The 26484-nt window shown below is 39.2% G+C and carries 25 protein-coding genes; 8 read left to right on the top strand and 17 right to left on the bottom strand.

Features of this window, described 5'->3' with window-relative positions; all coding sequences use genetic code 11:
* Positions 1-413 precede the first annotated feature (413 nt).
* From fdhF to V1L66_RS09740, 3 genes are read left to right on the top strand one after another with little or no spacing between them, the layout of a single operon-like run.
* Positions 414-3350 (top strand): formate dehydrogenase subunit alpha, encoded by a 2937-nt coding sequence (gene fdhF, locus V1L66_RS09750; RefSeq protein ID WP_333003915.1) that lies wholly within the window; start codon positions 414-416, stop codon positions 3348-3350.
* A 4-nt stretch (positions 3351-3354) separates the two neighbouring features.
* Complete coding sequence (locus tag V1L66_RS09745) at positions 3355-3834, top strand: DUF1641 domain-containing protein (RefSeq protein WP_016991653.1); 480 nt, start codon at positions 3355-3357, stop codon at positions 3832-3834.
* A gap of 12 nt (positions 3835-3846) precedes the next feature.
* Positions 3847-4890 (top strand): Mrp/NBP35 family ATP-binding protein, encoded by a 1044-nt coding sequence (locus V1L66_RS09740; RefSeq protein ID WP_333003917.1) that lies wholly within the window; start codon positions 3847-3849, stop codon positions 4888-4890.
* Between the two features lie 46 nt (positions 4891-4936).
* Here the strand turns inward: V1L66_RS09740 and V1L66_RS09735 are convergent, their stop codons facing one another.
* The 4 genes from V1L66_RS09735 to V1L66_RS09720 all read right to left on the bottom strand — a co-directional run bounded on the left by V1L66_RS09735 (position 4937) and on the right by V1L66_RS09720 (position 7618).
* Positions 4937-5227, bottom strand: coding sequence for a hypothetical protein (locus V1L66_RS09735; protein WP_016991654.1), 291 nt, complete (start codon positions 5225-5227; stop codon positions 4937-4939).
* A gap of 93 nt (positions 5228-5320) precedes the next feature.
* On the bottom strand, positions 5321-6430 hold the full coding sequence (locus tag V1L66_RS09730; RefSeq protein ID WP_312124715.1) for a PA2928 family protein: 1110 nt from the start codon (positions 6428-6430) through the stop codon (positions 5321-5323).
* Between the two features lie 23 nt (positions 6431-6453).
* Positions 6454-7284 carry a CbrC family protein gene (locus V1L66_RS09725; RefSeq protein ID WP_258860479.1) on the bottom strand — a complete coding sequence of 277 codons (831 nt, stop codon included), beginning with the start codon at positions 7282-7284 and terminating at the stop codon, positions 6454-6456.
* A gap of 25 nt (positions 7285-7309) precedes the next feature.
* Positions 7310-7618, bottom strand: coding sequence for an antibiotic biosynthesis monooxygenase (locus V1L66_RS09720; RefSeq protein ID WP_016991657.1), 309 nt, complete (start codon positions 7616-7618; stop codon positions 7310-7312).
* 88 nt (positions 7619-7706) lie between these two features.
* On the opposite strand from V1L66_RS09720, the gene V1L66_RS09715 reads away from it, so the two are divergent.
* Positions 7707-8393 (top strand): helix-turn-helix transcriptional regulator, encoded by a 687-nt coding sequence (locus tag V1L66_RS09715; RefSeq protein WP_333003920.1) that lies wholly within the window; start codon positions 7707-7709, stop codon positions 8391-8393.
* Between the two features lie 19 nt (positions 8394-8412).
* Here the strand turns inward: V1L66_RS09715 and V1L66_RS09710 are convergent, their stop codons facing one another.
* The 10 genes from V1L66_RS09710 to V1L66_RS09665 form a co-directional block, all read right to left on the bottom strand.
* Positions 8413-9285: a DMT family transporter gene (locus V1L66_RS09710; RefSeq protein ID WP_333003921.1), complete on the bottom strand. Its 873-nt coding sequence runs from the start codon at positions 9283-9285 to the stop codon at positions 8413-8415.
* A 285-nt stretch (positions 9286-9570) separates the two neighbouring features.
* Positions 9571-10386, bottom strand: a complete 816-nt coding sequence (locus V1L66_RS09705) for a lipid II flippase Amj family protein (protein ID WP_016991660.1) — start codon at positions 10384-10386, stop codon at positions 9571-9573.
* A 461-nt stretch (positions 10387-10847) separates the two neighbouring features.
* The gene (locus V1L66_RS09700; protein WP_333003922.1) at positions 10848-12116 is read right to left on the bottom strand and encodes an MFS transporter; all 1269 of its coding nucleotides are present in this window, start codon (positions 12114-12116) and stop codon (positions 10848-10850) included.
* A 153-nt stretch (positions 12117-12269) separates the two neighbouring features.
* Positions 12270-13457 (bottom strand): MFS transporter, encoded by a 1188-nt coding sequence (locus V1L66_RS09695; RefSeq protein ID WP_333003923.1) that lies wholly within the window; start codon positions 13455-13457, stop codon positions 12270-12272.
* Between the two features lie 220 nt (positions 13458-13677).
* On the bottom strand, positions 13678-14547 hold the full coding sequence (locus V1L66_RS09690) for a metal ABC transporter permease (RefSeq protein ID WP_333003924.1): 870 nt from the start codon (positions 14545-14547) through the stop codon (positions 13678-13680).
* Entirely contained in the window at positions 14544-15416 is an 873-nt protein-coding gene (locus tag V1L66_RS09685) for a metal ABC transporter permease (RefSeq protein WP_312124703.1), read from the bottom strand. Before V1L66_RS09685 ends, V1L66_RS09690 begins: the two co-directional genes overlap by 4 nt.
* A gap of 11 nt (positions 15417-15427) precedes the next feature.
* Positions 15428-16156: a metal ABC transporter ATP-binding protein gene (locus tag V1L66_RS09680; RefSeq protein WP_205444051.1), complete on the bottom strand. Its 729-nt coding sequence runs from the start codon at positions 16154-16156 to the stop codon at positions 15428-15430.
* Between the two features lie 9 nt (positions 16157-16165).
* Positions 16166-17080 carry a metal ABC transporter solute-binding protein, Zn/Mn family gene (locus tag V1L66_RS09675; protein WP_258860471.1) on the bottom strand — a complete coding sequence of 305 codons (915 nt, stop codon included), beginning with the start codon at positions 17078-17080 and terminating at the stop codon, positions 16166-16168.
* 154 nt (positions 17081-17234) lie between these two features.
* Positions 17235-17396 (bottom strand): hypothetical protein, encoded by a 162-nt coding sequence (locus V1L66_RS09670; RefSeq protein ID WP_167334366.1) that lies wholly within the window; start codon positions 17394-17396, stop codon positions 17235-17237.
* Between the two features lie 199 nt (positions 17397-17595).
* Complete coding sequence (locus tag V1L66_RS09665; protein WP_016991665.1) at positions 17596-18204, bottom strand: TetR/AcrR family transcriptional regulator; 609 nt, start codon at positions 18202-18204, stop codon at positions 17596-17598.
* A 160-nt stretch (positions 18205-18364) separates the two neighbouring features.
* Here V1L66_RS09665 and V1L66_RS09660 point away from each other — a divergent pair, with 160 nt between their 5' ends.
* Together V1L66_RS09660 and V1L66_RS09655 are read left to right on the top strand one after the other, a co-directional pair.
* Positions 18365-19102, top strand: a complete 738-nt coding sequence (locus tag V1L66_RS09660; protein WP_016991666.1) for an SDR family NAD(P)-dependent oxidoreductase — start codon at positions 18365-18367, stop codon at positions 19100-19102.
* A gap of 126 nt (positions 19103-19228) precedes the next feature.
* On the top strand, positions 19229-20257 hold the full coding sequence (locus tag V1L66_RS09655) for an S-layer homology domain-containing protein (protein ID WP_333003933.1): 1029 nt from the start codon (positions 19229-19231) through the stop codon (positions 20255-20257).
* A 36-nt stretch (positions 20258-20293) separates the two neighbouring features.
* On the opposite strand, the gene V1L66_RS09650 is transcribed toward V1L66_RS09655, so the two are convergent.
* Both V1L66_RS09650 and V1L66_RS09645 read right to left on the bottom strand, forming a co-directional pair.
* Positions 20294-21181 (bottom strand): LysR family transcriptional regulator, encoded by an 888-nt coding sequence (locus V1L66_RS09650; protein WP_333003934.1) that lies wholly within the window; start codon positions 21179-21181, stop codon positions 20294-20296.
* 277 nt (positions 21182-21458) lie between these two features.
* Positions 21459-21998: a flavodoxin family protein gene (locus tag V1L66_RS09645; RefSeq protein WP_333003936.1), complete on the bottom strand. Its 540-nt coding sequence runs from the start codon at positions 21996-21998 to the stop codon at positions 21459-21461.
* Positions 21999-22673: 675 nt separating this feature from the next.
* On the opposite strand from V1L66_RS09645, the gene V1L66_RS09640 reads away from it, so the two are divergent.
* Both V1L66_RS09640 and V1L66_RS09635 read left to right on the top strand, forming a co-directional pair.
* The gene (locus V1L66_RS09640; protein ID WP_238542651.1) at positions 22674-23576 is read left to right on the top strand and encodes an AraC family transcriptional regulator; all 903 of its coding nucleotides are present in this window, start codon (positions 22674-22676) and stop codon (positions 23574-23576) included.
* Positions 23577-23683: 107 nt separating this feature from the next.
* Positions 23684-24478 (top strand): SDR family NAD(P)-dependent oxidoreductase, encoded by a 795-nt coding sequence (locus V1L66_RS09635; protein ID WP_016991670.1) that lies wholly within the window; start codon positions 23684-23686, stop codon positions 24476-24478.
* A 174-nt stretch (positions 24479-24652) separates the two neighbouring features.
* Here V1L66_RS09635 and ade read toward each other — a convergent pair whose 3' ends face one another.
* Positions 24653-26398 carry an adenine deaminase gene (gene ade, locus V1L66_RS09630; RefSeq protein WP_333003937.1) on the bottom strand — a complete coding sequence of 582 codons (1746 nt, stop codon included), beginning with the start codon at positions 26396-26398 and terminating at the stop codon, positions 24653-24655.
* Between the last annotated feature and the right edge of the window lie 86 nt (positions 26399-26484).

The raw sequence follows: 26484 nt of genomic DNA, 5'->3' as shown, positions 1-26484 counted from the left end.
ATTTTGAAGGAAAGGGCTATAATATGCATATCAAATGGAATTAATTTATTTTGAACTCTATGTTACGATGTTGCATACTGTTTTTAATAGTTGAATTCTATTGTTATTAAAAAATAAAAGTAGATTGAGTTTTTAGCAAGACCTGCTAAGAATTTTATCCACCATGAATTATTAGCATGTCTAGGACATGTGATTTCATGGTGGATTTTTTTATTTTTTCAAAACCGAGACATGGATAACATGTTATGATCTAGCAATTTACCTATTTTGAGGTAGCTTCAAGAACCATTGGGAATTACAATGATAACAAGACAATCTTTTCAACAATCACCAACTCGATTTGTTATTCCCTTTTGTCTTAAGCTGTACCATGTTAGCCGTTTCGTCTCAAAGTGCAAAAGGAGGAAGTTACCTTGACTCAAATTAATATTAATGGCGTACCGTATGAAGTAAAAGAAGGAGCTACAATCCTTGATACCATTAATCAACATGACATTCCGCATCCACAGATTTGTCATGTGCCCGCTGTTGACCCAATTGAAACATGTGATACATGTATCGTGGAAGTGAATGGCCAATTAGTTCGTTCCTGCTCTACAAAGGCAGTAGACGGCATGAATGTATTCCTAACGTCTGACAAAGCAAAAGCGGCACAAACAGAAGCGATGGACCGTCTACTCGAAAATCATTTACTGTATTGTACAGTTTGTGATAACAACAATGGCAATTGTGCATTACACAACACAGCCGAAATGATGGAAATCGAGCATCAAAAATATCCCTATCAACCAAAAGTGGAACCTCATGAAGTGGACATGTCGCATCCGTTTTATCGATACGATCCTAACCAATGTATCGCTTGTGGTCAGTGCGTAGAGGTTTGTCAAAATCTACAGGTAAATGAAACATTATCCCTTGATTGGGAAGCAGAAAGACCACGTGTCATTTGGGATACAGGCGTTGCTATCAATGATTCTTCCTGTGTAAGTTGTGGTCAATGCGTAACCGTATGTCCATGTAATGCCTTAATGGAAAAATCCATGCTTGGAGAGGCTGGATTTATGACTGGCCTCAAACAGGATATGTTAGATCCGATGATCAGCTTGATTAAGGAAGTTGAACCAGGCTATAGCGGTATATTTGCCGTTTCTGAAGTGGAAGCAGCCATGCGTAGTAAACGCACAAAAAAAACAAAAACAGTTTGTACTTTCTGTGGTGTAGGCTGCTCGTTCGAAGTTTGGACAAAAGGTCGTAAAATTTTAAAAGTACAGCCTTCTGATGGTCCAGTAAATGCGATTTCTACATGTGTTAAAGGAAAATTCGGCTGGGATTTTGTCAATTCTGAGGAACGTATTACAAAACCACTCATTCGTAAAAATAATGAGTTTGTTGAATCATCGTGGGATGAAGCTCTGGATCTAATTGCAACAAAACTAGGTGGTATTCAACAACAATATGGTCCGGGCTCTGTCGGCTTTATCTCCTCTTCTAAAATTACAAATGAAGAGAATTACTTAATTCAAAAAATGGCCCGTCAATTATTTGGAACAAACGATGTCGATAATTGTTCTCGTTATTGCCAATCTCCTGCAACTGATGGTTTATTACGTACAGTTGGCATGGGAGGAGATGCTGGTACGATCAAAGATATTGCTAAGGCTGGACTTGTCATTATTATTGGGGCTAATCCAGCTGAGGGACATCCTGTTTTAGCAACACGTGTGAAACGCGCACATAAATTACATGGTCAGAAATTAATTGTTGCGGATATTCGTAAGCATGAAATGGCCGAGCGTTCCGACATCTTTATGCGTCCAAAGCAAGGTACTGACCAAGTTTGGTTAATGGCTGTTACCAAATATATCATTGATCAAGGTTGGCATGATGAAGCGTTTATTCAAGAAAACGTCCTTCATTATGATGATTTTAAACAAGTACTTGCAACCTATACACTTGATTATGCACAAGAAATGACTGGTATTAGTAAGGAAACATTGATCGAAGTGGCTGAAATGATTCGTGATGCAGATGGTACATGTGTTCTTTGGGGCATGGGTGTAACACAAAATACTGGTGGCTCCTATACATCCGCAGCGATTTCAAATTTACTTTTAGCAACTGGGAACTATCGTCGTCCAGGTGCTGGTGCCTACCCACTTCGCGGCCATAACAATGTACAAGGTGCCTGCGATATGGGGACACTTCCAAATCTATTGCCAGGCTATCAAAGAGTCACAGATGACGAGGCACGTGCAAAATTTGAAAAAGCCTATGGTGTCCCTATTCAACCACAGCCTGGTCGAACTAATATGCAAATGTTAGATGCGATTATGGAAGGGAAAATGAAAGCGATGTATTTAGTGGGCGAAGATATGGCACTAGTTGACTGTAATGCCAACCATGTAGATGAGGTGCTTTCACAGCTTGACTTTTTCGTTGTCCAAGATTGTTTCCTATCACGCACAGCACAATATGCAGACGTGATTTTACCTGCTGCGCCTTCGCTTGAAAAAGAAGGTACATTTACGAATACGGAACGTCGTGTTCAACGCCTGTATCAAGTATTACCAACACTTGGTGAGTCGAAAGCAGATTGGGAAATATTGCAAGCGGTTGCTCATCGTTTAGGTGCAGATTGGCATTATGATCACCCAAGCGACATCTTTGATGAAATGGCGAGCCTGTCTCCCCTCTTCTCACAAGCCAACTATGATGTTCTTGAAGGCTGGGGAAGCTTCTGTTGGGGTAGCCATGATGGTAAGGATACACCGTTATTATATGAAGATGGCTTTAACTTCCCTGATAAAAAAGCTCGCTTTGCTTTAAATGATTGGGTGCAGCCTGTTGAGTTTGAAGCACAATACGATTGTCATATTAATAATGGCCGTATGCTTGAACACTTCCATGAAGGAAATCTAACAAATAAATCGAAAGGTATTCAATCGAAAGTACCTCAAATTTTCGTTGAAGTATCACCAGAATTGGCGAAAGAACGAGGCATTGCAGATGGAGCCCTACTTCGTTTAGTGTCTCCATATGGTGCCTTGAAACTAAATGCTCTTGTTACAGATCGCGTACAAGGAAACGAATTATTCTTACCAATGAACTCTGTTAGCAAAGATTCAGCCATCAACTTCCTAACTGGCCCTGCAGCAGATGTGAATACGTCAACACCAGCTTATAAACAAACAAAAGTACGAGTAGAAGTGCTAAAAGCTAAAGGTAAATCACCACTTCCTCGCACAAACCCACGCTATAAAAAGCGTCATCCTCAAAATGGTGTTGAGGTACAACGAAAATGGAATCGTCCTGGCTACGTTCACTTAACAACCATAAACGAAAGAGAGTGAGAGCATGGCTGTACCCATTACAGGCATTAAAAAACAACAATTAACGGAAGAACAACTAAAGGAACAAAAATTAGACAATCTAAAAGAATTGCTTTCTGAAAATGAAGAAGCTGTCAATCAGGTGTTTAGTATTATGGCTGAATTAAATGAAATCGGTGCACTAGAAGCAGCAATGAAGCTACTTGAAGCCAAAGAGGAAGTAGCCCATATTGCACTAGGACAATTAACACGTAAGCCTGTAACCAATATCATTAACAATATAATGGGTGTTGCGGGAGCATTGACGGAGCTCAATCCTGAAACAACGACTAAGCTCATTGAAGGCTTAAATACAGGCGTAGATGAAGCAAGCAAAGCACTTGAATCGAATGAAAAAGTTAGTGCCTTTAAGCTCATGAAAATGTTAAATGATCCAGATGTCAATCGTGCGCTCAATTTTGGGGTTCATTTCTTAAAGGGACTCGGCAAAGGCTTAAAAGAATAAGGTGGTTCCTAAATGTTAACAAAAGAAAATGTTGTAAACGCATTGAAACAGGTGAATGATCCTGAACTTCATCAGAGTATTGTAGATTTGAATATGGTGCGAAACATCCAAATACATGACAACCATATAGCACTGGATATTATTTTGACCATACCTGGATGTCCGTTAAAGGCAAAAATACAGCAAGATGTGGAGGAGGCATTACAAGCGCTTGGTGCCTCCACTACCATTAGCTTTGGAGCTATGACAGATCAGGAGCGACGCACATTAACAGCCTCACTACAAGCAAAAAATGTAACTGAACAAGGAATGCCAAACATGCTACTGCCTAATTCTGGTGTTCAATTCATTGCCATTACAAGTGGTAAAGGCGGTGTTGGAAAGTCTACGGTGACCATTAATTTAGCGGTTGCACTTGCTCGTCTTGGCAAACGTGTAGGTATTTTAGATGCTGATATTTATGGTTTCAGTATCCCTGCCATGATGAAGATTGATCAAAAGCCTACCATGCTTGATCAAACGGCGATTCCAGTAGAACGTAACAGCGTAAAAATAATGTCGATGGGCTTTTTTACAAATGACAACCAGCCTGTTATGTGGCGTGGTCCTATGCTCAATAAGTGGATTCGCAATTTCCTTGTCAACACGCTATGGGGAGATTTAGATTACCTCCTCATCGATTTACCACCTGGTACAGGAGATGTTGCAATTGATATGGCTGCAATGATTCCACAAGCCCAAGAAATCATCGTGACAACACCGCATCTTGCCGCTTCTCATGTTGCATCTCGTGCAGGCTTGATGGCGCAACATACGAAACACAGGATTCTTGGTGTTGTTGAAAACATGGCCTATTTTGAAAGTGCTGACGGTCAAAAAAACTATCTATTTGGACAAGGTGGAGCCGAACAATTAGCAGATTTATTACAGACAGATGTAATCGCTCAAATTCCTTTTGCTCAACCTGAGGAAAATACAGGTTCCTCGGTCTATGATGAAGAGTCGATAATCGGTGAAGTGTTTACTCATTTAGCAGAAGATCTACTCTATAAATAATAGAAAGCCCTTGATTTGTTTTTACGCAAATCAAGGGTTTTTTCGATCACTTATAACCAGCTTTTTGTAACACCTGCATGAAATAAAAACGATACGTATTTTTTACAAATGTCTCGAGGGGTAGCCCTACATTCACTTGATATTTTGTAAATATAAAATAAAATCGTTTATCCCACTTTAGACGTAATAACTCGCCTGCTTCTTCGCCATACTTCATCGTAAATTCTTCAATCAACGGTTCGATCATCTCATAACAATAGTCTTTTAAATGGGCCGGTGCTTCAATATCCTTATCCCTTTGAAAGCGTATAATCCAATCCATTAATTGCTCATCCATATTTGCACGCCGTCCTTTTAATCAGAGTTTCTTCCTATTAAATTATACTCCTTTTTTGGCGAATCAAAAAAAGAATGATTTTTCCAATATAGTTCACTCATCAATAGGACGATTCCAACGTAGATGATAGTGAACAGCCCTCTTTTTCATTTTTTTGTCCAATACCAGTAATCTATCACCGGCTTGAATAACATAGCTATTCTCTAAAGTCCGTACAGCGGGCTGTTGTTGCTGGGAATTAATGATGCCAATATTGCTTTCCCACAATATTTGATGTTTGTTCATATCATAGTGCAATAACATGTGTTCAGCACTTTCTCGCTGTGTTTGCCTATATGAAACAAGAGCCGTTTTTTCTATGATATCTACATCCACCACTTTTGGTTGTAAATTTGCATAGGCTTGAATGGCTGGCTCGGTTAGGACAGCTTGACTAAAATCTCGAATGGCCTGATAATCCTCGACAGGCTGTGGATGTGTAGCAAAATAACCCGGCAACTCAGTCTCGATGAAAAAACGGGCCGATAGGTAATCTTGAGCCTTCACATCCTCATTTAATGTTTTACCATCAAAGCGATAGAATTTGCCATCGACCCCTTCCAAATATAAATTGTTCGCTAGGACAGCCATTTGATATGCATTATTGCTTAATATTGCTATTAATGACGGATGTAGCGTTCGAAACTCTTTTTCAGAAAGTATTTCTTTGCCTGTTTCCAAATCTAACAGTGATAATTGACCAAACTCATCATCCCGATGATGGACAAGAACACCGCCCATAAATTCCCCAAGCAGTGTTTCTTTATAGGAAGCTGATTTTGTCCATTGCTTTTCACCTGTTTGTAAATTCACAGCTACTAGGAGATGATGTGCAATTAAATGCGTAATCCCATTCGATGTCCCATTATTTTCTGAGCCTTGCACCATTTGAACAGCAATGCTTTGTGAATCATCAGTATAAATCGGCGAATCGGATTTGATGGGAAAGCCTCTCCCCGCTAAGCCAAAAACAATCATTAATAGATTACTGACCAATAAAAAAGCAATGAGCAAAATGCTAGAAGTAACGAGTCGTTTACGTTTCATGACGATAAACAAAACTAGTAGAAGTCCTATACCTAGCACGATGCAGAAAAAAATATCGTGGATAAACCAACCATTTAAACGCCATGAATCGATATATCGTTGTAGAAATTGTTCCACTTCCCTACCCCCTCAAACAACGATTAACTAAAATCTGAATAAAGCACATAACGGTCACATTCCAAGCATTGAAATAAATAGCCTTGATGATGACCTTTGTTCATTAAGGATGCAGAAAGTTCTTCTTTTGAAAAGCCGGTATAATTATCAAATTGATCCTCAATTCCTCGCTCTACTAAATCAGGCCAACCAACATAGCCGATAAACGCACAATAGTCGGAGCAATGTGCCACCCAATTATTGCCCTGCCAGCTTACATAGCCAGGCGTCCGAAAGAGCACTTCCTCGGCAAATGTGGGATTCGTAACTTGGTCATCATCCATTAAGTCTTGCTGGAAAGAACCATCATATTTTTGAGCCGCTTCCCCACTATGGATGCAGGAAGGACAAAGATAATCTACTTCCTCAATTGCATAAATACCACCAGTATAATAGACATCCACTTCTTGCTCGCAACAATCACATACAACGATTTCATCTGTTTCAAAAATTTCAGCCTCTAGAGGGTTTGGTAGATATTTAAACGTTGGAATTTTCGTTTTAAGCTGCTGATGGTCTCTAATTTTTCTTGGCAGCAGAGGATTCACCGAATTTGGTTGATCTATGTAGGTCTGGAGAACGCCATATTTTTTCCGATCCTTTTTATCGTCTTTATTCATAATGACAGTAAATAACTGATATGCCTCAGGATACATTCTAAGTAAACAGTAAACCTCTACTAAAATTCTTACTGTTTCTTCTGTTTGTTGAACCTGCTTTAATTGATCTTTAAAAATATGCATTTGATTAATGGTTATCGGATTGGAAGGATTAAATTTTTGTCTTAGTTCGTGCCATTCTTCCACAATCGTCATAAAAAATAGGCCTCCTTCTCAATTGCTATTTGGCAAATGAATAATCTTTTATCATTTGGCAGATTTCCACTTTATAGTTTGTGTACCATTTGTCTTTACCCAATTGTTGTGCTGTTAAATGCTTAGCATTGTCTTTCCATGCTTGGATAGCCTCTAGTGATTCCCAATAAGACACCGTTATGCCCTTTCCTTCCTCGTTTCTAACACTTTCAACACGAATGAAACCAGGCTGTTGCTGTGCTAAGGCATCGATTAGGTCAGCCATCTTGCCATAGCCATCCCCATCTTGCTCAGTTCTTTGTGATGTAAAAATCACTGCATAATATGTTTCCATTTATTTCTCCTCCTCTATTACTTTTATTGTAAACCATAATGACTTTGACTAAAATCTAAATATAGGACACTGAAAGGATTGTGACAGAATGGGAATTAATCCAAACATGGCAGAAATAGCAGCACTTCTTGGTGAAACGTCAAGGGCAACCATACTTGCTAGTATGATGGACGGTCGTTTTCATACGGCTAGTGAACTAGCTTATATGGCTGCCATTAAACCGCAAACTGCTAGCTTTCATCTTGCTAAATTAGTAGAAGGAAAGCTGATAAAAGTTGAAAAACAGGGCCGTCATCGTTATTTTCAATTGGCTGGTGAGGACATTGCTCAATTTTTAGAATCATTCCTAGCCATCTCTCCACCACCTGAAGTACGTTCATTAAAGCAATCGAGCCAAATCAAGTTATTACAGGATGCTAGAACTTGCTATGATCACCTTGCTGGTAAATTGGGTGTCCAATTAACGGAATCGATGCTGAAGGCAGGCTATCTTACATTGGAGGGTAAACAATTTGTCCTGACAAATGAGGGCACATTATTTTTTACGACATTCGGAATCGATTTAACTGCTTTAAAGAGAAAACGGCGCTCCTTTTCCCATGCCTGTTTAGATTGGAGTGAACGGCGTTATCATTTAGCTGGTGCACTAGGCTGCGAGCTATTAAATCAATTTTTCAACCTTGGTTGGCTATTACGAGTTCCCTCTATTCGCGCCATTAAAGTGACGGAGAAAGGAAAATTAGGCTTTAAAGAGGTCTTTCATTTGGATTTATAAAAGAGGAAAGGGCACGGAGTTATCTCCTAGCCCTTTCTTCACTAAAAGTACGGTTTACTAAATAAATGCCCATGATGATGAGTAAGCCGCCAACCATTAGTGATGGTTTTAACGGTTCATCCAATAACACCCAGCCTGTTAATACGCCAAAAAAAGGAGCTAAAAATAAATAGGCACTTGTTTTTCCTGGATCACTATTTTGCAGAAGATAATACCACCCTGCAAATTGAATGATGGAGGAAAAAATACTAAGCCACAACAGAATCAATAACGATTGTGGATTCACAATAAAAAATGGCTGTTCTAACAATGCGCTTCCAAGTAATAAGAGTAAGCCGCCAAATAGCATCTGATAAGCAGATAAAACCCACGTATCAAATAACACGCCCCATTTTTTCACCAATAGTGTGGCAGTAGCCCAAAAAACAGCTGATAGCAAGCCAAAAAGGATACCTACTTTCAATTCAACTTGTGCCCCCATTGTGATGATCACGCCGATTAAGCCAAATAAAACCCCTATCCATTGATAGAAACGATAGCGTACTTTCATAAAAATGGTGGCAAAAATCACAACTAATAATGGGTTTGTAAATGTTAAAATAGAAGACTCACTTGCCGTGATAGTGCGTAGACTTATAAAAATACACCCCATCACACCTGCCGTTTGAAAGAGCCCGATCATACATAACTTGAACCACTCCTTCCTCGTAATAGGATGAGGTCTCTTCAAGATGATAACAACGATAGCCATGATGATACCAGCCAATATAAAACGAAGTGCAGCTAATAATAGAGGCGAGGCATACGGTAAGCCTAATTTAACAATGGCAAATGATGAACCCATTAAAAAGGTCGTTACTACTAATAAAGCAATAAATTGATAGTTTTTCATATTCTGGCTCCTCATATAATTCATGTTATATGCTAATTATAAACGGAGAGTATTTCAATGCTTATCGAAATATGGATTACAAAGTATAGCAAAGCCAAGTAACTTTGTAGCAGCTTATTACTACCCTTTTTTTAGTGTCGGGATCGAACTAAAAAAAATCTTACCTCTTTAAAAATGGAGAGATAAGATTTTATTTTTCATAAACGCCCTTAAGGTTTCAACAATTTTTGGTGATTTTGTATGGTGTAAATATTGTCCACTATCCAACGTGATTACTGTTCTTGATTAAGCAATCAGTTTGGCAAACCACGCAACATAATGAGCACCTGGAATCAATAATAATTGTGCCATAATCGTTCCTAAAAACCTGGAAAACATCATCATAACAGACATTCTTTTCAGGTCTAGATAGCTTCCTCTCTTATTGATCACATCATCTGCTAGAATGGATATTTTCGGGTCAATAAATAAGATTAATAGTATTGTTGCAATGCCATTAATTAATCCAGATGCCATAACAGCAGTAGTCTTTAATTCTGGTACTAATAATGTGGCATACAATGCAGATAAAACACCTATCGTATAGATAGCTGTAATAACAATATTGATGACAAATAATTTAATCGGTATATCCTGTAGACGAATGCCTTTTAAATAACTAAAATTTGGTGTATGAATATGCTTAATCCCTCGTCTTACATAGTCAAATGTAAAGCCCTTTTTCAATAAAGCCGGGATTGAACCTCTTTCCTCAGCCAAATGAACGATAGCTCTTGAAAAAATGGCTACAAAGGTAGGGATAAGTAAGATTCCTACTATTGTTCCAAGCGAAGCCGCTCCAATAATTAGTCGAAATTGATGTTCTACAAATGTCATCGCATTATCCGTAGGTGCTGTATCAACAAGGCTCCCTGTGAATGGTTGTTGCATCATATTTGCTAACCTCGACACCATGACCATTACATTAAAAAGAGATAAAGCAGAAGCTAGTAATTTGACACGTGCTCCTGATAAACGTACTGCATATGCAAGCGTTTCAATCGCATGAATGATTAAAATAAATAAAGCAATCATGATTAATTTTTCTGTTATTAAATCCATATAAGTACCTACTCTGAGCTTTCTAACGATTTAATATTGTAACGCTTATTCAATAAAATAGTTCCAATTGAAAAAATGTGCTGTCCACGCCATAAAAGGTAATTATAAAAGGCGAGAGGTTGATTATTTCCAATGTGGAGAAGTGATGAGTGACTACCCTAGCCATAAAGAGTAGTAAACACCTTTGTTTTATTTGAAAAATTTTTCTAAAAAACATTTTAATGGGTTAGAATTGAAGGCTACTTGAATCTTCTTGAATAGCGATACAGATGACCTCTAAACTGATCTGTGTTCGCCCAGAGGAAAGCTGTAACCTGCACGGAAATTTTTCAACACTATGAAAAAACTTACCCTAAGAAAGGGTAAGTTTTTTGTTACTACAGTTGCTTTACCATTAATTTTAATAGATCATCCTTCCTCGGATAATAATTAGCTTAGCTTCCAATTTCCCCTTCGCCTTTTTAAGCCGCTCTTCTAGACCAAATGACAACAGGAATCAATACTAACGACAATAGCCCTCCTGCTAAGGACAACGCTGCATAGCTTGAATTCGCCACTACCATACCTGATAGCGCACCACCTGATGCACCTGCCAATGCCACAAAGACATCCATTTTGCCCTGTGTTTTTGCACGGGTAGAAGGCTCCGTCGCATCAACAATTTGAGCAGTTCCACTAATTAAGCCGAAGTTCCAACCTAATCCCAGTAAAGAAAGTGCCACAATGAGTAACACCATTGAATCACTTGGTGCAAATGCAGCCACTACGCCAGCAAGAAGCAATGTAATACCTGAAGCTATACTCATTGCCGTACGGCCGATTTTATCAACAAGAATACCTGTGACGAGTGATGGCAGATACATAGCACCTACATGAAACCCTATCACAATACCAACCTCGGCTAATCCATGGCCATGATGTTTCATATGTACAGGTGTCATTGTCATGATGGCCACCATGACAATTTGTGTCAGGACCATAACTGTTGCTCCTACCGCTAGGCCTCTTTTATTGCTAGATATAGGCAAGGATGGTGTTTGATTTTCTTTGTTCATTTTTTGCTTATGTGCCTCTATGGCTTTCGCTATTTCTAGCGGGTCAGGACGCAACATAGTAAACAATACAAGCCCCGCCATAATAAAGGCCAAAGCAGATAATAGAAATGGACCCGCTAGAGCTGGAATACCGATAGACAGCGCCACTTTTCCCATCCATTCTACTAAATTCGGACCTAAAACAGCACCAAACGTGGTCATAAGCATGGTTGTACTAATCGCAGTAGCACGTTGCTTATTATTGGCTAAATCTGTCCCAGCGTAGCGTGCCTGTAAATTAGTTGCCGTACCAGCTCCATAGATTAATAGAGAGGCAAACAATAACACAATACTGTTCATTAAAGTAGCTAGAACTACACCTATTGCACCAAGTCCACCCACTATAAAACCTGTTGATAAGCCTATGCGGCGACCATAACGCTGTGATAGTTTTCCTACAATGAAAGCCGCACCCGCAGAGCCTAACGTAAATAATGCAGAGGGTACACCCGCATAGGCATCCGTTCCAAGCATTTGTTGTGCCAGTAGAGCGCCTACAGTAATACCCGCTGCAAGTCCAGCTCCCCCAAAAATTTGGGATAAGCTAACAACTATAAGTACACGCCTATATAGGTTTTTTAGTTTTTCTGGTGACTCAATATAGGACGCAATTGACTGTTGAGATTTTTCAACCATTTTTCAACCTTCCTTCTCTATGTATATAAAACAAGATTACTTGAATTAATGAAGAAGGAACCGTCTCCATCTAGACAGTTCCTTTCTTTTGTTACCACCTTTTTAGACCTCTACCGTATGCCCCAATTGGTGTAATACATAAAGGACATGCTATTAATGTGCATGCATAACGACTTTCTTTTTCTTCGCGTAAAATAAGAAAGACGTGGTTAAACTTAAGCTTATGATTCCGAATACAAGTCCCATACCACTTAAACCAATTAAATCTAGCATCATGCCTGTCGATAAAAGCACGATTTGAAAGACGACCGAATCAATCATGTTGCGGAATGAGAAAAAGCGTCCATGGAACTGTTTTGGTACTTGCTTTTGGAAGATTACCATTGTCGTTGGGAAAAAACAGCCAACTGAAAAGCCAAAAACGCCAAATGCCACTAAAGCGAAAAATGGAATATCTGCCAGTAATAATAGTAGCTCCATTGAGCCGATAATAAAGGCTAATGAAAAAAGCAGTGTACCCATTTGTACACGGTCAGCAATCATTTTTAAACCAGCTGCACCAAGCATAAATCCGATACCTTCCACCGTATACAATAATCCTGAAATTGTGGTAGATTGATGAATTTCAGATATTTTCATAATCACTAAATTAAAAGAGCCTAAAAATAATGTAGGAATTAACATTAAGACAAGCGTCATCAAGACGACTGGATGCTCTTTGATCATCGGTAACACTTCTTTAAAATTCCCTTTTTCTTTGTTTGTCATCGTTTCAGTAGATGCTTCATCCAATTGCAATAAACTAGTAATGACAAACATGCCTAAATAGACAATAAATGAAATAATATATAACCATTTTAACTCAAAAAAACTGAGCATAAATCCAGCAGCGGCTGTACCGATGATCCTTGAAATGGTTCTCGCATTCATTTGCCAAGCATTTAATGTAATTAAATCCTGTTCCTTCGCAATCATGGGAATAATAGATTGCAAGGCAGGCATATAAAATGCTGCTGCTATTTGCAGCGTGATTAAAAATAGAATCATCCAAATGACCGAATTAGTATAAAGTGCGATAAACATAAATAAAACACTGATGATGCGTCCGATACTCGCCATCTGGACAACCGTTTTTTTCTTCGATTGGTCAATGATACGTCCTGCCATTGGACCAACAACTAAGCCTGCTAAAATACCACAAGAAATAATTAATGATTTGTGAAAGTCAGAAGGTACTACCTCTTGCATAAAGGCTAAATTGCCAATAATGCCAGCCCATAAGCCGAGACCTACGACAAATTCACCTAATAAAATAATCCATACGTTTCGATTTCTCCACATGCTGTTCTCCTTGTTGCTATCATAAAATTTATCGTAACAAAATTTTAAATATTCGTACATAAAAATATAGAAAAATTTGCTAGATGCTACTATTCTTTCTCTTTCTAGTTTATCTTAACGAGTATACTATTTTTCCTAGAAGTAGTACTCATTCAAAAGTTTGAACTTGTCCTCAAAAGAAAAAACATCGTTTGATGGGCGTATCAAACGACGTTTTTCATTAAGAAGTTTCTAGTTTATGAACAAGTACTTTTTTCCTACGCTCAACGATTTTTTGACAGATGAACGTCACGATAAAAATGAAGCCGACTGTTGTTGCCATCATACCTGCTATAGAGGTATCCCACAATTTCGCTAAATAATAGCCAATGACGGAAGCAGCAGCTCCAAAGAGCATACTATAGACGAACATTTGCTTAATCGTCTTGCTGATTAAGTAGGAGGTTGCAGCTGGCCCAATCAACATGGCAACCACTAAAATGGCCCCTACACTATCAAAAGCTGCCACTGTTGTAAACGAAATCGATGTCATAAAGCCATAATGAAGAAAGACAACGGGAATCCCAATGGTTGCTGCATACACAGGATCAAACGTCGCAAGCTTCATTTCTTTAAAGAATAGGAGTAGGAACGCAATATTAATGACGAGGACGAGCAAAAGCATCCATACAGCCTTAGGCATTGCCAGCCCAAGCAATGTCCATTTATCCCAAGGAACAAAAGCAATTTCTCCCATTAAAACATGCTCAACATCTAAGTGCACATTGCCTGCAAATAAGGTGATGAGGAGAACACCTGCTGCGAACAGAGATGTAAATACTACGCCTATCGCTGCGTCTTCTTGAATACCAGAAGAATGTAATAATTGCACAAGATAGGCTGTTAAAATCCCTGCAAAGGCGGCACCTACCAACATCCAAAAGCCATTCAATGTTTGGGTAATAAGGTATGCCATCACGATACCAAAGAGCACTGTATGACTGATCGCATCTGCAATCATAGACATTCTACGCAAGATGAGGAAGACCCCTGCAATTCCACAAGTTATCCCAACTAACAGTCCCGTGAATACAACCCAAAATTCGATCATCCTACATCACCCTGCTTTCGAAATTGCATTTTCCTACGATATTTACTAATTTGACCAGCTGGACTTATAAAATACGATAGAAAGAATATACCTGCTGCCACTAAGACAATTATAGGACCCGTCGATAACCCTGTTCGAATCGCACTAATAAAGGTTCCTGTTATGCCAGCGATACCTCCAATCGCGGCACTTAAAATGAGCATTGTGCTCAATTTTTTTGTCCATAGCTTGGCACTGGCAGCAGGAATAATTAATAGCGCTGACATTAAAATAACGCCAACAGCTTGTATACCTGTAACAATTGTCATGACAATTAAAACCGTTAATGTTGCCTTTAAAGCCTCTATTGGTAAGCCAATCCCTTTTGCATAAACAGGATCAAAGATCAGTAGCTTCCATTCCTTATAAAGCAAGAGACTGACCATAATAATGATGGTTGCACTAATAAAGAGCCACATTAAATCTGCCTTGGTCATCGTCGCTGCTTTACCGAAAATAAAATTATTCAGACCACTCTGATTCCCCAGTGGGCTACGGTTAACCACTGTTAAAAATACAACACCAACACCAAAAAATACGGTGAGGACTAATCCAATGGCAGCGTCAGCCTTCATTTTTGAAAATGACACAATCCATTGAATACAATACACAGATAATGCAGATGTAATGCCCGCTCCTAGCATTAAAATTGGCAATTCCTTTTGACCTGTTAGCAGGAACGCAAGGGCAATGCCTGGTAATGCTGCATGCGCAGCAGCATCCCCTACTAGACTCTGTTTTTGTAAGAAGGAGAACGTGCCTGTGATGCCTGCTGCAATCCCAAGTAACATCGTTCCGCTCAGTACCCACAATAAGTTACCGCTTAACATTATGTCCCTCCTTACACATGCTGCATCATGAAAAGTTTACCACCATATGTTTTTTGTAATTGCTCTGGTGTAAAAACATCTTCTGTTGCGCCTGATGCTAAAATCGTTTTGTTTAATAGAATCGTATAGTCAAAGTATTCTTTGACAGTTTGAAGATCGTGATGCACAACAAAAATACTTTTCCCCTGTGCCTTTAAATCCTTTAAGATATCAATAATCGTTTTTTCTGTCGCAGCATCTACTCCTGCAAATGGTTCATCTAAAAAATATATATCTGCATTTTGTGCAAGGGCTCTAGCCAGGAATACACGCTGTTGCTGGCCTCCTGAAAGCTGCCCGATGGAACGCTCTGCAAAATCCTGCATGCCAACACTTGCTAAAGCTTGTCGAGCAACAATTTTATCCTGCTTAGACGGTCTTTTAAATAAGCCTGTATGGCCATAACGCCCCATGAGCACCACATCCAACGCATTTGTTGGGAAATCCCAATCCACCGCATTACGCTGTGGCACATAGCCTACGACCAAACTCTTTGGCTCAAACATCTTCCCTAAAATTTCTACCTTTCCTACTTTATTGGGAAGCTGATTTAAAATGGCCTTTAAGAATGTGGATTTCCCTGCACCATTTGGGCCAATAATGGCAGCTAGATGACCTGTAGGCACTGTTACACAGGCATTTTCCAATACTGTTTTTTTATCATACGCCACTGATAGATTTTCCACTGTTAATGCATACATTTTCTTCACCTACTTTAATGCATCGACGATCGTGTCGATGTTATGTTGATACATACCTATATACGTACCTTCTGTTGTTCCTTCAGCTCCCATAGCATCGGAGAATAATTCCCCACCGATGACAATGTCGTGGCCTTTTTCCTTAGCCCCTTCAATGACAGCTTTCATCGCCTTATCGGACACACTGGATTCTATAAAAAGAGCCTTAATCTTATTTTCTACTAAGAAATCAACCATCTCTTGAACATCTTTCACACCATACTCTGAATCCGTACTTAGTCCTTGTAAGCCACGTACTTCAAATCCCTGACTTCTGCCAAAGTAATTGAATGCATCATGAGCCGTTACTAATATTCTTTGTTGCTGTGGTATTTCATTCACACGCTTTTCTGCGTAGCTTTGTAAATCATCTAGCTTTTTCAAGTACACTGCTTCATTTGTTTGAAAATCTGCTTTAAATTCAGGGTATTCTTCCTGAAGCTGCGTACTGATTGCCTTGACAACACCTTGCCAAAGCTCAATATCAAACCAAATATGCGGATCATGGAGCATGGCATCCGTATCACTGGCAAGCAGTTGCTTTTCATCTAATGTCTCGCCCACTGCCAGGACCGTTTTATCCTTCGCCATTTGTTCAAAAATATCGAGCATTTGTCCTTCTAAATGTAAGCCATTATAAAAAATGACTTCTGCTTTATCCAATTTCGATAAATCACTTTGAGTCGCCTTGTAGAGATGGGGATCTACGCCTGGACCCATCAATGCCGATACCTGTAAATGATCGCCACTGATTACTTTAATCGCATCTGCAATTTGTCCAGTGGTTGCGACCACAATGCCTTCTTTTTCACCCTCTGTTTCTGCTGAACAGCCAAATAATAGAAATGAGAGTGATAATACCATCACGCCTAACCATTGTTTCATTTTCCTACCTCGACTTTCTCATTTTTAAGCAATTGTTTGAAAAAAGTGCTAAACAACAACGTAACCAATCGGCGGACAAGCCGTATATTGTTTGTCATGCCCGCCCTCTAATGGTTTTGAACGCTAATCTCACAGCTTTTTTTCATACAATGCCTTAATTTATATTCATTTTCCTGATAAGCTGGCGCCAGCTCATCCAGAAAAGTATTAACATCATCCCTGCGCCTACTGAATCGGTCAGTTTCCATACGATTGCTAAAATAATTAAAATGACCATTGGAAGAATCGTCAGCTTGAAATCACCTAAATCTTTCATTCATACACTCTTCTTTCTCCACAGATATTTTGTTTCCCTTAGGAAAAATATATGCTTAATGAAAAGAAAATTCAACTACTTTATGAAAATTTCTTTTAAAAAATTTTTTTCTTATGTAAAAATTAGTTTGGCCCAAACAAAAAATCCCCAATGCTAACATTAGAGATTTTTTAATACATAGATTTATGTGAATAAACGTTCATTCTTCTTTTTCTAACGGTTTTCCTATAAATTCAAAGGCATAAATATGTGTTTTCGTTAATTCAATAATATCCTTGATTAAAGCTTCTTCTGATTTTTCATAACCGCTTGCAATCCATTGCATCATCAATCCATAAAAGCCGTAGGAAGTATAATGCTTGAACATGTTCATATTGACAGGCTGCTGATTGATCGTCTCAAATTTAAATTGCTCTTGATAAATTTTTGTAATCGTTAAGGGCATACGAGTATGTAACCCAGGAATCGTGTCTTCCACATTCAGCAGCTCGAAAAACAAACGATGCTTATAAATGTAATGAATAATATTAAAGGATGGTGCCTTCAATTTTGTCGTATATACCTTTTCCCCATATAGGTAGGGTTCACCTACTGCTACTTCCAGACCATTCAGCATCTGTTCTAGTAAATTCTCTGCCAGCTCAAATTTATCTCGAAAATGCACATAAAAGGTACTTCGGTTATAGCCGGCTCGTTCTACAATATCCTTCACTGTAATGGCTTGAAAACCATGTTGTTTCATTAAATCGACAAACGCCTCAAAAAAATGACGGCGGGTTCTTTCTTGTCTTTGTGTCCATTTTGGCAATTTTACTTCCCCCTTTTAGACATTTCAGGGACATATGTCTACTAGTTAGATATTTACTACGACATTAATGATTGTTTCCGTTTTCAGGCGTTTTACAATAAAAGTACACCGTGATTTACACAGTGTGCAAGAAAAATGATTGTTTAAGGGAGTGTCATGTATGGGGAAATTACAAGATAAAGTCGCAATTATTACAGGTGGTGCTTCTGGTATCGGTGCTGCAACCGCTCAATTATTTGTAGCAGAGGGAGCAAAAGTGGTGCTTGTGGACCTAAACGAGGAAAAAGGCCAAGCATTTGCAGCCGAACTACAGGCAACAGGCGCAGAAGCCATGTTCATCAAAGCAAACGTAACGGATGAACAGGAAGTAGCTGCTATTTATCAAACAACGATTGAGGCATTTGGCAAAGTCGATGTCCTTTTTAATAATGCAGGAATTGGTCGTGTTACGCCAACTGAGGAGCTTCCTTATGCGGAATGGCGTCAAACTGTAAATGTAGACTTAGATGGTGTATTTTTAATGGCGCAGGCTGCCATCAAAGAAATGCTAAAAGCGAATGGTGGTACAATCGTTAATACAGCTTCGATGTATGGTTGGGTTGGCTCGCCAGGATCAGCTGCTTATAATGCAGCAAAAGGGGGTGTGATTAATTTAACACGTTCATTAGCATTGGAATTTGCTACGCGAGGTATTCGTGTTAATGCCCTATGTCCAGGCTTTATTGATACACCGATTATCCCAGAAGAAAGTAAGGAACCATTACGTCAGATCACACCTATGCAACGACTAGGACAACCAGAGGAAATGGCAAAAGCTGTTTTATTTATGGCTTGTGACGATTCAACGTTTATGACAGGGAACACATTAACAGTAGATGGTGGCTACACAGCCCAATAATGACGTTTAAAATAATCGCTTCCCGACAAAGGGCAGCGATTATTTTTTTCACTAGAAAAATTTGCAGTTTTTATCCATTTCCTGCAAACTATTACTAAAGCGAGCAAGAAAGGATGAAGACGACGAATGAAAAAATTAATCGGTACATTATTATTTTCTATTCTGATTATCGCTAGTGCAGGCAATGTACAAGCTGCTGGCTTTCGAGATGTATCAGAGGATCATTATGCCTATGAAGCTATTTTATGGGCAGAAGAATATGATATTGTTAATGGCTTTACAGACGGTACATTTAAACCGAATGCTACTATTACTGAACAGCAATTAGCAAAACTATTAGCCAATTTTTATGAGCTCGAAACGCCCATCGACGAATTAAAAAAGCAAACGCTTTCGGCAAACTGGTCGGATGAATTCTATAACCAGCTCGCAAGCTACGGGGTGCCTTTAAATGGCTATTTCGACAACCGAATTCGAGCGGCTACTGTGAAGCGCGGTGTAGTGGCACAGGCTATTGCTCATTTAGCTAGCGGTAAGAAGGGATTAGATCAATCTATTCAGTTTTTACTTGATACCTATATTTCTTCTGGGCTAAATCCACAGTATGAAGATCGTAATTTACAAAAGTTTTATGGCGTGACAAACAACATGACCCGTGCGCAAGTTGTCACGATGCTTTATCGTATGGACGAGCGAAATTATTATGAAATTTCAGCGGATGCACAAGCCATACACGAGAATGCCAACAATGTTTCATTAATGACAAGAGCTAAAAATGCCCAAAGTCAGCTCGATAAATCTTTGCAACAAGCAACACCTGGTAAAAGTGCTTGGGAAGGTGTCTATACGTATTATTACAAATGGGGTAAAGGTGCAAACGATTTTAACCGCCGCGATGCCGTCATTTCTAACGCTACAAGTAACAGCTTCTCTATTGCTTTAACAGCAAATGATGGGACAGCTTCAGGTAACGTCAATGGAACAGCCACGATAACAAGCAGCTCAAAAGCCTTAATGAATAAGTCCTCAAACGGCAATCGCTGTGTCGTTGAATTTGAACGTTTAGCCAATAATGCCCTAAAGGTGTCCGAGATTGATTGTCGTGCTGAACGTAATGAAGGCACCAATTTTTCGGGTACCCTCAAGCAGCAATAATTTTAACAGAGTCTGATTCATTCAGGCTCCTTTTTTTTAATTCCCCAGCGTTTGATACTTCTGCTTGGCAATAGCAATAAAATCGAGGAGGCACGGTTGCAAATGCTTATCTTTATGCCAAGCAATATCTGTATAAATAGGAGCTAGCTTTAATGTGGACGGTATCTCTGTTACATGTCCCAATGTCAGTTCTTTTTCTACGACCATTTTAGGTAAAAACGTCATACCTAGACCTGCAATTACACATTGTTTGATCGCTTCAATACTGGCAAATTCAATCATTTGTAAAGGCCTAACCCCTTCTAGCTGAAGCAATGCTTCTAAATGATTACGATAAGAGCACCCTGTTTCAGTTAACAGTATCGTTTCATGCGCTAGTTGTTGAGCGGATAGCGGCTCCCTTCTTTCGATAGGTGCACTGACAAAAATAAGCTGCTCTTCAATCAATCGCTGTCGCTGTAACATCGATGTTTCCTGGTACGTATCTGTAATAAAGGCAACATCTAGATCCCCTGCCTGTAATAGCTTTTTAGCAATGTCCGTTGTATGCACTGGCTTAAAAATGATTTTCACATGGGGGTGAACCTGTTGAAATTGCTGTAAAATGCTGGGCAATCGATAGACACACTGACTTTCCTGTGCCCCTATCTTCAATAGGACTTGCTCCTGCTCGTTGGATATAGCTTTTTTCATTTCACGGTCTAGCTCAAGCATTTTTTTTGCATAATGCTGTAGACGCTTGCCCTCTTCCGTGAGAATAATGCGCTTGCCAAGCCGCTCAAAAAGTTGAACACCCAACTCTTGTTCTAAAGTTTTGATTTGAGCTGTAATACTCGATTGAGCGTAGTCAAGAAGCTGGGCTGTCTGTGTAAAGCTTAATGTTTCAGCTGCTGTAAAAAACGTTTGAAGCTGCTTAATATCCATCACTTGAACCCCTTTATCTATTTCTTCGATAGTTTATTTTTAAACATTCATCCTTTTCGATAATAAAATCCAATATACACTAGTTTGTAACTGAAAGAAAGAAAGGGCTGCCAAATGTAGTGACTGGCATTTAATCCTTTTATCATATAAAAAGAAACGAATTTGGAGACTTCTTTCATCCAAATACGTTTCTGTGTATACTGCTATAAAAATAGTAAATAATCTAACAGCCAATAAGATCGTCTGATAGTTGGCTCGTTCTTTTCTATACCAGCACCTATTGCAATTCTTTTCTAAGATGGTCAGCTGCAGACAACGCTTTGAGATCTTGAATAATATCGCCTGGCTTGTTTCCTTCTCCTAGAATATACCCCTCAAAGGTTATCCCAACAAAATCAAAAATATGTTGAAATTGCTGAATCATTGGTAACCCCTTTATATAAGGCTCATCTCCACCAACTGCAATAACATACGCTTTTTTAGAAGACATTGAGGCTTTAAAATCAGGATAATTCGGGTCTCTTAAGGTTTGTGACCATCGATCTATAAAGTTCTTCATCGCTCCTGTCATACTATACCAATAAATAGGCGTAGAAAAAATAAGAATATCATGCGGAAGAATACGGTCAATGACGGCATTATAATCATCGCTGACATCTGAGAACCCCTCCTCAGCATGACGCTTATCGATTATTGGCTGAATGACACAATCCTTTAGATAAATTTCTTCAATCATTAGGCCTTGAGTGGCTAATTTTGTTAAAGTCTCTACATTCCCATTCGGACGATTGCCACCGTAAATAACTGCTATTGACATTTAGATGATCCCCGCTTCCTTGAAGTTTTTACTATTGTTCCCGGATACCTATATCTTATTATGTATTTACAATTCGATAAAGATGATTATTTCGATAAAATCAATCGAAAAAAGTGATTTTAAAGGAGATTGCTGTTTTGCCTTCCTTTGGCAAAATGTATAAAGCTATAAACACTTTTTTGGCTGTATTGAGATAGGCTGGGCGTGGCTAAAAATGTGGCCTCTATCCCCTATTCTGTATTAATTATCTTGAGGAAAATCAAAATATCTCTTGTAAGAGAGAAAAATGAATACTGCCAATGCGCGTGATAAAGATATGCTAAAGTTAAGGGAAGCAATAGTTGCTTTATTGACCCAAGCATTAAATTTATTTAATTATTTGACGTAAAATGATGCCTACTATTCTTGTTTTCTAAAAATTTGTCGTACATTGCAAGTTAGTAGTCACTGTTTGCTAGTTACAAGGCGTGATTGAAAAGATACTATATAAACTGTCCCGTTCAAACAAAGCAGGACAAAATTTACGATATGAACAATAAATATACATGATGAAGGAGCCTCATATTGATGATGTTACAGACCTCTAATCGCATTAAAATGCCGTTGGGATTTTGGGAAGGGTTACGTCAAGTAGGGATAGCCCCGCAAGACGTGGTTTGAAAAGCACGACTACCTATTACAATCATTAATGAACCTGTCGTCTCTATAACTCAATATTTTTCAATTTGGCAGGCTTATTCCGATATCATTGACGACACTGCTAAAGGAATCATCAAACTAGCGACTAGCTTTGAACCAACTCATTACCCCCCTACTGTCCTAGTAGCCTACCATGCACGTGATTATCGTGATGCCTTAAAGAGAATGGCACGGTACAAACAACTGTGTCCGCCTGAAAGCTTGCGTATCACTGAGGAGGGTGAGGAATGTACAATCGAACTAGAATGGTCGTATACTGAGCAACCTGGTCCTCCTATGCTTATTGGTATCACACTTGCATTTCTTCTTGAGCTTGGACGTCGGGGGACAGGTCAACCGATCGCAGCAAAGTTCGTTGAATTTTCACATGAAATGGGCGATGTACAGACGCTTGAAGATTATTTCGGTTGCAGTATCCTAATTGGAGCAAAGTGTAACCGGTTGACGATACACCGCGAGGATCTGGATCGTCACTTTGCCTCATATAACTTGGAGTTGCTGGAAATGTTGACCCCTCTTCTGGATCAATCGTTGAATGTGCACCAACATAGCAGCTCCATCACTGAGATGGTTAAATGGATAATAAAACGTAGCTTAGCAGGAGGACGCCCTGACATACAGACAGTCGCGAGCGAGCTAGGAATGAGCGACCGTACCTTGCAGCGCAGGCTTACTAACGAATGCACGAGCTTTAAGTTTTTGTTAACACAAGTTCGACAGGATCAGGCCCGCGAGTATCTAGCAGACCCCTCGCTTGATATTAAAGATGTCGCCTTCTTGATTGGATACGAAGATCAAAACTCATTTTACCGTGCCTTCCACCTATGGGAAGGTGATACGCCTTCAAATTGGCGTTCTAAACATGTAGGAACAAATTAGATAAATATAAAATTTTGAAACACAAGACCAATAGTCAGACTTTCAAAAAAGTTGGCGTTTTTATTTTTACATCCAGAAAATCAAAATAGATAGAGGAGCAATGTAATATGGATATAGGATTGAACAATAAAACAGCTTTAGTGACCGGATCTACAAGAGGTATAGGTAAAGCAATCGCTATCGAACTAGCCAAAGAAGGTGTGAACGTACTAATAAATGGGCGAAATGATGAAGAGGTACAACGCACTGTAAATGAAATTAAATTAGCTTATCCATCTACTTTTCCACAAAATGCTACAGCCAATATTGCTGATATACATCAAAGAGAAGCTTTATTTGAAAAATATCCGTGTATTGACATTTTAATTAACAATATGGGTATCTATGAAATTATGCCATATGAAGATGTTGATGATGATACTTGGGAAAAATACTTCCGTACTAATGTTCTTGCGGCAAATGGATTATCTAAATTTTACTTACCAAAAATGTTGGAAAATGATTTTGGTCGCATTATTTTTATTGCCAGTGAAGAAGCAATTATGCCCTCGGGACAAATGCCTCAATATTGCATGACAAAAACGATGCTATTATCTTTGTCAAAAAGCCTCTCTAAATTAACAATAGGAAAAGAGGTTACAATTAATACAATCATGCCAGGACCAACACTCTCTGAGAATGTGTATCAAATAATTGATGGTATGTTTCCTAACCAAGACATGAGTTTTTCTGAGAAAGAGAGAGAATTTATGATGACAAACCTACCTCAATCAGAAATCCAAAGATTTATCAAACCAATCGAAATAGGGAGAATAACTACATTTGTATGTAGTCCATTTGCATCTGCATTTAAAGGATCACCGATTCGTATGGATGGTGGTATGGTACCGACAATTTTCTAACATTATCCTCGTCCCCATCATGATAAATCGCATGGCTGCATATTGCTCGATGAAGGAGCAGAAGTAGCCTCTTGGAAAATATATTTCCACGACGTAAAAAGATTTACCTAATTACGGTATACAGAATGATAATAAACGACCTAATCGCTTACCGCAATTAGGTCGTTCTACCGTCTATGCTTCTACTGAGATATGCTGGAAGGTTGTCACATCAAATAATCCTGTATCTGTTAGCTTTAAAGTAGGAATAACTGGTAATGCCACAAAAGAAAACGTTAATAAAAAATGGAAATCTAATGTTGGATTAAGCGTCTTTAATGCACTGTGCAAGCCTGCTAGCTGCTCCTTTGCCTGTTGAGCTGGTACATCTGTCATCAAGCCACCAATGGTTAATGGCATCTCCGCTAGAATTTGGCCATCCGCAACGATCACAAAGCCCCCTTGGATTTCCTGAATGCGTGTAAGCGCCAGGACCATATCCTCATCATTTGTTCCTACAACAAGGGCATTATGGGAATCATGAGCTACTGTTGTGGCTACTGCTCCTTTTTGTAGGCCAAAGCCTTTGACAATGCCTAGACCTGTCGTGTGTAACTGATGATGACGTTCGATTACGGCTAATTTTAATAGATCTTGTTCTACAGACGGAACAAAGACCCCTTCCTTTACAGGGACATCCATTATTACATGATTTGTAATCAGCTGATTTGGCACAATCTCCATCACATTCGCCTTTGTACCCTTTGTGAATGCTAGTTGTAGCCTATCCTTTGTAATGGTCGGTAAATGGACAGATTGATAGATATGAGCAGGCACAACTGGCTCTTGTCGATTTGTCAGCATCTCACCATTTTCAGCCACTTTCTGCCCATTTTTCCATACAGCCTTTGCCTGCATCGTCGACAAATCCTCTATTAACACAAAATCTGCCTTATAGCCTGGTGCAAGTACACCTCGATCTAATAAACGATAGCATTCTGCTGTGTTTACCGTTGCTAACTGGATTGCTTGCAATGGTTGCATCCCTTCAGCTATTGCCATGGCGATATCATAATTGATGCTGCCCTCATCGATTAACTCATCCACATATTTATCATCTGTACAAAATCCAAAGCGACGAGCATTGTGTGACTGGACAGCTGGCAATAAGTCACGTAAGTTTTTCGCGGCTGAGCCCTCTCGGATTAGTACATACATCCCCTGCTCTACACGGTCAATCGCTTCTTGAGCCGTTACACACTCATGATCTGTGTGAATACCCGCAGCTCGATAGCCTGTAATTTGTTCGCTTTGTAAGCCTGCACAATGCCCATCAATGACTAAATTTACTTCCTGCGATAACAAAATTTTCTGAAGCATTTCCTCTTGCCCATTTAACACCGCTGGGAAATCCATCACCTCAGCTAATCCACGAACCTGCTCATGTTGTAGAAATGGTGCCAAATCCTTAGCTGTTAGTGTAGCGCCTGCATTTTCAAACTGTGTACCTGGCACACTTGATGGCAGCATCACAAAAATATCCATATCTGCCTTTTGTGCATCATCGAGCATAAATTGAATGCCTTCCGCTCCTGCGACATTGGCGATCTCATGAGGATCTGTCACCACGGTTGTAATACCATGAGGAAGTAAAACGCGACTAAATTCTCCAGGTGTCAACATAGAAGATTCAATATGTATATGACCATCAATTAATCCGGGAATGACATAGCCTCCTGCCGCATCCTCTTCCTGTTTAGCCTGAAACTTATTAGTGCGATCTAGAGCAACAATCATACCATTCTTCACAACGATATCTGCTTTTTGCCATGTTAACGAAAAAACATCCGCAATTTGCGCATTTCTCAGTATAAAATCTGCCTCTAATTTTCCTTGAGATGATAATACATTTTGTGTTAGCTGCTGTAATTTTATCGACATAACCTATACTCCTTTTTCTTTTAAGAACTATCATGCCAAAAAGATACTAATCATTGCAACTATTTATCGTTATGTCAGTAAAAAAA

The organism is Lysinibacillus sp. IITD104 (genome assembly GCF_036698265.2).
Classification (GTDB): Bacteria; Bacillota; Bacilli; order Bacillales_A; family Planococcaceae; genus Lysinibacillus; species Lysinibacillus boronitolerans.
Note: the sequence above shows the minus strand (reverse complement) of the source record. Positions and strands in the feature narration are given on the sequence as shown.